This window comes from Trichococcus ilyis, assembly GCF_900109135.1.
Taxonomy (GTDB): domain Bacteria; phylum Bacillota; class Bacilli; order Lactobacillales; family Aerococcaceae; genus Trichococcus; species Trichococcus ilyis.
In genome coordinates this window covers 1-7,646 of the sequence record NZ_FNYT01000053.1, presented here as the reverse complement: position 1 = coordinate 7,646, position 7,646 = coordinate 1, and the positions used below count along the sequence as shown (strand labels likewise).

The 7,646-nt window shown below is 37.4% G+C and carries 8 protein-coding genes and 1 pseudogene; 6 read left to right on the top strand and 3 right to left on the bottom strand.

The features are described from left to right. Together BMX58_RS14875 and BMX58_RS14365 are read right to left on the bottom strand one after the other, a co-directional pair. Positions 1–276 (bottom strand): annotated as a pseudogene (locus BMX58_RS14875) (IS701 family transposase); the annotation flags it as partial. A gap of 360 nt (positions 277–636) precedes the next feature. Further along, positions 637–2,049: an IS4 family transposase gene (locus BMX58_RS14365; protein WP_068624995.1), complete on the bottom strand. Its 1,413-nt coding sequence runs from the start codon at positions 2,047–2,049 to the stop codon at positions 637–639. Between the two features lie 171 nt (positions 2,050–2,220). Here BMX58_RS14365 and BMX58_RS14820 point away from each other — a divergent pair, with 171 nt between their 5' ends. The 3 genes from BMX58_RS14820 to BMX58_RS15105 all read left to right on the top strand — a co-directional run bounded on the left by BMX58_RS14820 (position 2,221) and on the right by BMX58_RS15105 (position 3,674). Beyond that, positions 2,221–2,391 (top strand): hypothetical protein, encoded by a 171-nt coding sequence (locus BMX58_RS14820; protein ID WP_162840221.1) that lies wholly within the window; start codon positions 2,221–2,223, stop codon positions 2,389–2,391. A 144-nt stretch (positions 2,392–2,535) separates the two neighbouring features. Further along, complete coding sequence (locus BMX58_RS14360) at positions 2,536–3,315, top strand: hypothetical protein (protein WP_204243820.1); 780 nt, start codon at positions 2,536–2,538, stop codon at positions 3,313–3,315. After that, a complete protein-coding gene (locus BMX58_RS15105; protein ID WP_420855206.1) occupies positions 3,312–3,674 on the top strand; it encodes a DDE-type integrase/transposase/recombinase in 363 nt (120 codons plus the stop codon). Before BMX58_RS14360 ends, BMX58_RS15105 begins: the two co-directional genes overlap by 4 nt. Here the strand turns inward: BMX58_RS15105 and BMX58_RS14355 are convergent. Then, on the bottom strand, positions 3,588–4,490 hold the full coding sequence (locus BMX58_RS14355; protein ID WP_082148264.1) for a LysR family transcriptional regulator: 903 nt from the start codon (positions 4,488–4,490) through the stop codon (positions 3,588–3,590). The genes BMX58_RS15105 and BMX58_RS14355 overlap by 87 nt on opposite strands. A gap of 111 nt (positions 4,491–4,601) precedes the next feature. Between BMX58_RS14355 and BMX58_RS14350 the strand changes: the two genes are divergently transcribed. From BMX58_RS14350 to BMX58_RS14340, 3 genes are all read left to right on the top strand, one after another. Beyond that, positions 4,602–5,639: a YeiH family protein gene (locus tag BMX58_RS14350; protein WP_048729019.1), complete on the top strand. Its 1,038-nt coding sequence runs from the start codon at positions 4,602–4,604 to the stop codon at positions 5,637–5,639. Between the two features lie 394 nt (positions 5,640–6,033). Further along, entirely contained in the window at positions 6,034–6,228 is a 195-nt protein-coding gene (locus BMX58_RS14345; RefSeq protein WP_068624993.1) for a DUF6440 family protein, read from the top strand. Between the two features lie 1,207 nt (positions 6,229–7,435). Continuing rightward, on the top strand, positions 7,436–7,646 hold a 211-nt coding region (locus tag BMX58_RS14340), incomplete at its 3' end, for a helix-turn-helix domain-containing protein (protein ID WP_113649412.1).

Here is a 7,646-nt window from a genome sequence, read left to right as displayed (position 1 = left end):
AGACAACGCGATACGGACAGTAATTTGATTCAATAGAGATCGGGATATTTTCCCTTGAGACAGGAGATAGTAATACGAGTTCAAACCAGAGGTATCTATCCTCTTCAAAAACCAAGTGTACAAAAAACGGACAGATTGAATCCCTTGCATCGAAAGGATTGCCAAAAGAAAAAAGAAAGTTTTATTCGCAGTCGGTCGAGGCATTCCGGCAAAATAGGGCTCGAAATAAACTCTTAAACTTTTGATTGTCATGCCTTTTTGATATAATTGATTCATAGCAAACAACCCCTTTTTTGTTGGTTTTTTCCCAAATCAATCATACAAAAATTAAGGGGTTGTTTGTATTTTTATGCCCTAATGGGCGTGAAAAGTTGTAAAGTGGTGTTATAAGAGTTGAAAATACATAATTTCATGAGATGATCATACAAAATCCTGTATTGGGAAGTGAGACCATGACCTATGACGATCAATAACTATGTATAGAAAATTTGAGATTAACGACTTCCGCTTTTGCCGCAGTGCTACTATTGAAGACTAGGATTGAAGAAATTATATTTGTATTTATTAGGTAACTCAACTTTCGCACACTAAAAAAGACCCTAAAGGCTTGATATATCAATAATTCTAGCTATGCTATTATGCCGATAAACCGCTCGGGAACTGATTTTCAGGTTGATGAAATGCTCGTTTTAAGAAAGCAGGAAAGTTGTCGAAAACTCTGTCCAGAACAGACTGCACCATTTCTTCAGACAAGATAGGTTCTTCCGTGAGAGACGCCTTCAGGCAGTCCAATACCAATAGAATTGCTTCTGCAAATCGGATGTCCTCCAATTCATCACAACACAAAAAGAACAGCTGACCGATGGTCCTCGGATCTTGCGCTTCGCGCGTCCGCAGCGCAAGCATGATGTAACGGGTGAAGACAATCGTCGTGTGGGCTACCATCGCATCGTAACTGCGGCACTGAAACTCTTTTCCTAGCGCCAGATGTGATTTTGCCACCTTGAAGAAACACTCAATATCCCAGCGTTTGCCGTAGAGACGAACAATTTCTTCTTCAGGCAGGTTCGTATCTGTGGACAAGATTGCAAGCCAATTTTTGGAGCGGTTTCGGTCACGCACGAAGACAATACGGGCTCGGATCTCTTTTTCATTATCGTCCAATGCCAAGCTGACGACAACAGATGCGAGGATCTTGGCACGACCACGTTTTTTGCGCACAACTTGATACAACTGGGTCAGGGTATACTTTTGACCTTCATACGTGTAGTAGACGCGGTGCATACGTTTCAGCATACGGACTACCTCGAGTGGATACTCCGAAACCACGCGCTTGATTACTTTTGGAAATGCGAACCAACTATCGAAAAATAACGTTCGAGCGCAAAGTTGGAGCGGATTTATATCATCAAGCAAGTCGAACAGCGCTTCCGTCGACTTTTTGACGGCTTCCTTCCGACGCTTGTAACCCACGGTGCGCTTGTCTATGGTCGGGTTGATTTCCTGGAAACGGTTCGATTGTTTTTCTGAGCTCAATAAAGAGAACGCAAGCGGCAGGAAAGTGTTCCCATCCGACCAACCCAAAGTCAGCATGCGAAAGCCACGGAAGAACTTCCCAGTGGTATGGTCATGAACGAGTGCAAGCATCTCAATCGATTTACTGCGGGCACGGCTGTATAAGGAATCGTCCAAAATCAGGACGCGTTCGCGATTTTCTGAGACAAGCGGGAGAAATTTCTGGGTAATGACATTTTGACTCAGCAGCAACAGAAATTTGCGCCAATTATAGGTTGCGTTGTTGAGCAAGCGATAAACCGCATCCTTGGCAGGAGCCTCTGGCTCCCGTCCGGATTCCAATGTCCGATACAAATTTTTCTTTTGAAGGACCAATGAAAAGATGAACTGGACCAGCATTACTGGTGCAAGGCCTGATTCTTTCCGAATATTGGATTGATTCAGTAACGTTCCCAGTTTCTGATTGCGAAAAAATTGATGAACGGAAGAATTAAGTTCCTGATTGATTTGATTTTCTGGTAAAATAGTAGCCATAAGACATCCCTCTTTCGTATGTGTTGTGTGGTAACTGCATTTTACCAAAGAGAGGTGTCTTTTTGTGTACATTTTTGATAGTTAAGTCTTTAGAACATCGTTATATCAAAGGATTAAACAGATTTTTTAACTGCGAAAGTTGAGTAAACAAATATACAAAAAGAGGAAATTATGACAAACGACCAAGCACAAGGCTATGTTTTATTAGCTTGCAAAGAGTTAGGCATCAGTAGAGAACAAGCCGAGCAACTAATTTACGCCATGGAAAGTCAATTTGATTATTATGCAGAACAAGAAGCGAGAGAAAAAGGCTTCGATTGGCTTTATGATCGAGAAAAATAAAAAAACATATTATGGAAATGTTGTTTATGAATCTCAACCCGAAAACTGAACACTCAAAAAAAAGAGTGTTGTAAGTTTTCGGGTTATTTTTATGCAAAATTTTCGGTATACTCTATTTGAGTTATACAGAAGGGAGTGGACAGGATGAGTAAAAAGATATATAGCCAAGCTGAGATTCAAGCTTTAAGAAACAATCCTAATGTGAAAAGTGTGACAGAGAAAAGTATTACCTATTCATCAGAATTCAAAATAAAGGCCATTAAACAAAGCAAACAAGGCATGAAATCCACTCAGATATTTGAACTTGCTGGACTTCCTTCTCATTTAATCGGAAAAGGAAAATCCGATCAATCACTATCACGTTGGAAAAGATTATATAAAGATCACGGAGAAGATGTATTGTTACAAGAGACTCGTGGTTCAAAAAATAATGGTCCCTATGGACCAAGAGAACAATTATCGTTACAAGAGGCGCTAGACAAAGCAAATGCCCGTATAGCCTATCTAGAGGGGAATCTTGAACTAGTAAAAAAATTAGAACAGCACGAGAGGAGCGTGAAAAACGACAAAAGAAACGACTTAAGTAAACAAGAACGCTTTAGATTAATTAACCAAATTATTCGTGAGAATCAACTTGCTGGAATGGTGAATCATTTATGCGACCTTGCAGGGGTAAGTAAAAGCGGCTACTATTACTGGCTAAATAGTAGCGATAAACGTGCTGAGCGTGATCGAAATGATTGGGAAGATTTCCAATTGTTATATAGAATTTTTCTGGATAAGAAGAAGTGTGGGATTGATGAAATAAAAATGGCGTTAGAAACTGAATACGATGTAGTAATGAATCATAAAAAATCAGAAGAATTTTGCGCAAGAATAACATCATATCATCAATACGAGCAGCGAAACCATACCGTAAAATGATGAAGGCAACCCAAGAAAATGCTACCAAGAAAAACCTTGTCAATCGTCAGTTTGATCAAGGTATCCCGTACAAAGTATTTCTCACAGATATCACTTATCTTCCTTATGGAAGTGGACAATGGGCCTATCTTTCAGCAGTTAAGGATGGTGCTACCGGTGAGATTGTTGCACATCACTTCTCAACTAGCTTAAAAATGAATTTAGTTTATGAAACGCTAGATAAATTAAATAATGTGATTAAGGATATGCCAGTAATGGAAAGGTATATCCACTCAGATCAAGGGGTTCATTATACCTACCCTGTTTTCCAGGAAAAAGTTCTTTATCGTCTCCATCCCTCTCACTTGGATTCTTTTTAGATAAATCAAATGAAACGGATGAATTACATTAAAATCGCTTAAAGGTATCTTTTTCAATATTCCTTTGTTGAGTTCCTCTTCAACAGCCATCTGATAAATAAAACTGATTCCTAAATCTTTTTCGACCAATTTTTTAGTTGCACCAATGCTCCCAATCGTCATAACTTTCGAAAAGCTGTCTAAGTGGATTCCTTTACTTTTTATAGCTGTCTCGAAAATCAGGCGTGATCCCGATCCTTCTTCACGGACTAGAAGAGGTGTAGAAAATAAGTCGTTAATGCTCTGTTCTTGTTTCCATAAAGAACTTTTTTCTGAACAGACAGCGATAAACGGTTCTTCAGCGATTTTCTGGAATTCAAATACAGATTGATTGAATTCTCCTTCCACAACCGCAAAATCAATTTTCCCATGTTCCATCAATTCGATCAAATGTTGGGTATTGTCTGTTACCATCGAGATATCGTGCACTGGATATTGGTTCAAATACGACTCAATTAGTCCAGGCATCATGTATTCCCCAATCGTCAAGGAAGCCCCAAATGAAAGGGTAGTGTGCTCTACAGTAGAAGTTAGTTGCTCTTCCACCTTAGCGATCTCTCTTTGGAGCAAATAAAGATCTTTTTGCAGCTGCTTTCCCTTAGCCGTTAATGATGATTGTCTCTTTTCATAATGAATCAGTTCAACCCCTAACTCCTGTTGCAAAGACTGAATATGCTGGGTGACAGCCGGTTGGGTAATGTGCAATCTTTTGGCTGTGGTCGTGTAATTCATTTCTTCTGTCAAAGTAAGGAACGTTTGGTACCGGTAATCTAACATCTAATGCCACTCCTCAATAACAATTTCTTATAAATATATAATAAATGATTATTTTATTTTATACAATCTTCGGTATACCATAATACTATAAATATTTGGAGGAGGTTTAACATGCGCGCAAAATTCAAAAGAAGCTATTCTATTTTACCCGGTCTTCTAATCAGTGTTTTGATCTCGTTAATCAGCCAATATCTATCTGCCCTTCTGCCAAATTTAGGAGCAGCACTGATCGCAATTTTTTTAGGAATTTTGTTGGGAAATACTTTTTTAAACAAGCCTTATTTTAAAAGAGGAACTAAATTTTCTGAAAAATCCCTCTTAGAATGGTCGATCGTGTTAAATGGAATAATCTTAGATTTTCAAATCATCAAGCAAGTTGGTTTTACTGGATTTATTTTTGTTATTCTTCAAATGGTTTTGACGATTTTATTCGCTTATTGGATCGGTCGAACTATGAAGTTCAATAAAAAAATGTCTTTGTTGATGGGTGCCGGCAATGCAGTCTGCGGCTCTTCTGCTATTGGTACTGTCTCTCCGATAATTGGTGCCGATAAGAAAGATAAAGCCATGTCCATCACTATAGTTAATGTAACAGGAACCATATTGATGGTCTCACTGCCTATTCTCGCTTCTGTTCTGTACCACAACGAAGTCGTTCAAACATCAGCTTTGATTGGAGGTACGATCCAATCCATAGGACAAGTCGTTGCTTCAGCTAAATTGGTGAGTATGGACGTCACTAATCTGTCTATAGTATTCAAACTTATGAGAGTACTCCTTATCATCGGAGTAGCCTTATCCTTCAGTAAACTAAACACTAAAGAGGAAGAACCGCTATTTTCTAAATCAGCAGTTGATTCCACATCTGCTGATTTGAAAAAAAATACAAACCTATTGACTATTCCCTGGTTTATTGTAGGATTTTTCATTTTATTCTTGCTTAGAAGTTTTCTACCCTTACCTTCTTTCATGATTCACAGTTCCGAAGTCATCAGTAATCAATTTGAGATTACTGCTTTAGCTGCAATTGGTCTTCAGGTCAAGTTCTCTGATATCTTGAAAGAAGGGCCTCGTACCATGTTATATGGCTTACTGATCGGCTGCTTCCAAATTATTCTAGCAATTGGTTTGATTTTTTGGCTGTTCTAGTTTAGGTAACAATAATTCAAAATAAGCAGCGACTGATATCAGCCGCTGCTCTTTCTTTTGAATTCACTTTTTTTACCACCCTATTGATGTGAAACTAAACACTCTCAGCGAATGAAATAACAGAGCTAATTAACATAATAATACAATTGTTTTTCAGGACTGATTACCTTAAAAGATCCGTCAGTACATTTGAGGGAACTGCTTTTCCTAAGTATTCTTATTTTAAAAGTATACTCAATCATTTTTAGGCATAAAAAAACAGAATGAAACTATTCTCTTTTTGATATCAACTAAACCCCATCAAAATATCCAAATAAATTACCCAAAACTTATAATTGATAAAAATGAGTTTGTCTTAGTGTAAATATGACAAATTGAGAAAAGAGGTGAAAAAATGAGTAAAGAAAATAAAAGTAAGGGTAACAAGCGCTCTGAAGTTATTGAAAATCAAGGATTTGCGCCAACTTATGAAGTGATTAGAGATAATAAAACGGGTGTTTTATATATGTCACTTAGTTCAGGTTTTGGATCAGCGATGACATTATTAGTCGATCGAGATGGTAAACCATTGGTAGATAATGAGTTTTAAAATATTAATCAAATCATATAAATGAACACATAAAAATTCGATAAATAATTTTTATTGAGTTTGTCTTAAGTGCAATTATGACAAATTGGAAAAATCTATTAGAATCACCAGTATAATTAAGATAGAGTAGATTTTGTATTGTATCTTTTTCTTTTTAGTATAAAATAAACCTTAATCGTATAGGGGTTGGCATACATGAATCTGTACTATTTTATGCATCAAAAATTTCATTTGAATGAAGTACAATAAAAGCAATTATATCAAGTATGGTTGCTCATCATACACAACCTAGGAGGTATTCTGTGAAGAAGGCTATTTTTCAATAACTTTTTTTCTATATTGCTTTACTTAACTTTATATTAGCCATAAGCTTTCCTTCTGTTTATAAAGGCACTTTATTAGCTTATTTTGGTAGCTTTGTTTGGTTCTCGTTCCTTTCTGGTTAATCTTTCTAATGCGAATAAAGCTTCTCAAAAGAAATAATTCTTTAGGGGATAGCAGACCAGACTACGGTCTAAAAAGCCCTTACAAATATAAAACAGACTCTGTAAAATGGATACTTAAAAAAGTCCCGTACGGAGTCTGTTTTTGTATACTTGAATATCATTGAGTCATCATGACATATATAAGTAATGGAGTGGATAGGCTGGGTGTCACTACCTTTTTTTTAGAGACATTTTAATATATGTCATTCGTATACAGTATACCTTATCTGTAAGAACGTCTTTTTCTGACATCTACTCTCTTACACAGTTGTATTTTGTTTGTGGTGCACCTTTAAGGCTAGGTTTTTTAGGAGTAGTTTATTCTACTCCTTTTTTTAGTTCGCCCAGCATGGGCAAACTCTAACGGGTGCAAGTCCCGAATGCGACCTGACAGTGGTAAGCATATAGCTGATGGCAAGGGTGTCCACCGTGAGGTGGAATCTGAAGGAAGCTCTAGGCAAAACTCTGGTCTGACGAACAGAAATCACATAAGAGGTGAGTCGAGTGGATAAGGCTGCTAAAGAAGCTAAAGTCCGATAACTGTTAAAACTCGAAGCATAAATGTGGCAGATAGATGGAGTGAAAGAGTTCGCACCTTAACTGGGTGTCAGTGCTAAACTAAATTGAACAGTTTTCGATGAATAAGATTGAACACTTTCACCAAAGAATATCTCCAATCCTGTATACTTTTAAAGGTATCTTAGGTTATTGGAGGACGAAAGGTGAAGAAGAAGTTAATGTTATATTTGGAAATTCAACAGATGAAGGAGCGGGGCTTTTCCATCCAACAAATCGCAAAGCAGTTGAAGGTATCCCGCACAACGGTTTATAACTACATGGAGAAGACACCGGAAGAAGCTTTCGAATGGGTCAATTCATTAAGTTCGAGGAAGAAGAAATTGGACCCATACAAGGATTGGATTGTTGCTTGGC

Coding starts and splice junctions, on each gene's coding strand:
- BMX58_RS14365 (WP_068624995.1), bottom strand. CDS start 2,049: ATGGCTACTATTTTACCAGAAAATCAAATCAATCAGGAACTTAATTCT.
- BMX58_RS14820 (WP_162840221.1), top strand. CDS start 2,221: ATGACAAACGACCAAGCACAAGGCTATGTTTTATTAGCTTGCAAAGAG.
- BMX58_RS14360 (WP_204243820.1), top strand. CDS start 2,536: ATGAGTAAAAAGATATATAGCCAAGCTGAGATTCAAGCTTTAAGAAAC.
- BMX58_RS15105 (WP_420855206.1), top strand. CDS start 3,312: ATGATGAAGGCAACCCAAGAAAATGCTACCAAGAAAAACCTTGTCAAT.
- BMX58_RS14355 (WP_082148264.1), bottom strand. CDS start 4,490: ATGTTAGATTACCGGTACCAAACGTTCCTTACTTTGACAGAAGAAATG.
- BMX58_RS14350 (WP_048729019.1), top strand. CDS start 4,602: ATGCGCGCAAAATTCAAAAGAAGCTATTCTATTTTACCCGGTCTTCTA.
- BMX58_RS14345 (WP_068624993.1), top strand. CDS start 6,034: ATGAGTAAAGAAAATAAAAGTAAGGGTAACAAGCGCTCTGAAGTTATT.